The 1,296-nt window shown below is 68.7% G+C and carries 1 protein-coding gene; it reads right to left on the reverse strand.

All coding sequences use genetic code 11. From position 1 onward, the window contains the following. Positions 1–1,296 (reverse strand): putative Ig domain-containing protein (locus tag AC54AF_RS27045; protein WP_496639049.1); only part of this gene is annotated, 1,296 nt, incomplete at both ends.

A 1,296-nucleotide genomic window follows, 5' to 3' on the forward strand; every position in this document is an offset into this window, starting at 1 on the left:
CCGTCAGGGTCGCAGTGTAGGCCGCTTCCGCCGTCGGATTGGGCAAGCTGGCCGGCGTCAGGCTGAGCGTCGCCGACGCTACGGTCAGCGTATAGCTTTGCGTACCGGTAAACTGGTGCGCATCGGCCGCCTGCACGGTCACGGTGAAACTGCCGCCCGCCGTTGGGGTACCGCTCAGCAAACCGCTGCTGCTCAGGGTCAGGCCCGCAGGCAGGCCGCCACCCGACAGCGTGTAGGCATAGGGAGCGACGCCGCCGCTGGCCGACAGTTGCTGGCTGTACGCCGTGGCCACTGTCGCCGCCGGCAAGGTACCCGGTGTCACCGTGATGCTCGGCGCAGCAACCGTTACGGTATAGCTGTTGGTCGCGCTGAATGGCGCGCCCGCGCCCGTGCTGCTGTCGCTGGCGCGCAGGCTGAAGGTAAAGCTGCCGGCAACATTGGTCGTGCCGGACAGGACGCCGGTGGCCGCATTCAGGCTCAGGCCGGCAGGCAGGCTGCCGCTGGCCACGCTGAAGGTGTACGGCGCCGTGCCGCCCGCCGCCGCCAGGGTCGCAGTATAGGCCGCTTCTGCCGTGGGATTGGGCAAGGTGGCCGGGGTCAGGCTGAGCGTGGCAGAGGACACCACCAGGGTATAGCTTTGCGTGCCGGTGAACTGGTGCGCATCGGCCGCCTGCACGGTCACGGTGAAACTGCCGCCCGCCGTCGGCGTGCCGCTCAGCAAACCGATGCTGCTCAGGGTCAGGCCCGCAGGCAGGCTGCCACCCGACAGCGTGTAGGCATAGGGAGCGACGCCGCCGCTGGCCGACAGTTGCTGGCTGTACGCCGTGGCCACTGTCGCCGCCGGCAAGGTACCCGGTGTCACCGTGATGCTCGGCGCAGCAACCGTTACGGTATAGCTGTTGGTCGCGCTGAATGGCGCGCCCGCGCCCGTGCTGCTGTCGCTGGCGCGCAGGCTGAAGGTAAAGCTGCCGGCTACATTGGTCGTGCCAGACAGCACGCCGGTCGCCGCGTTCAGGCTCAGGCCGGCGGGCAAGGTGCCGCTGGCCACGCTGAAGGTGTACGGCGCCGTGCCGCCCGCTGCCGTCAGCGTCGTAGTGTAGACCGCTTCCGCCGTGGGATTGGGTAAGCTGGCTGGCGTCAGGCTGACGCTAGGATTGCCTACTGTGACCGTCACGATGGCCGCCGCCGATGTGCCACCGGCGTTGCTGGCCGTATAGGTAAAACTGTCCTGCCCGGAATAACCTGCCGCCGGCGTGTAGGTGATGCTGGTGCCGCTGGCCGTCGCCGTGCCGTGCG

Source organism: Janthinobacterium sp. JF4, assembly GCF_059617925.1.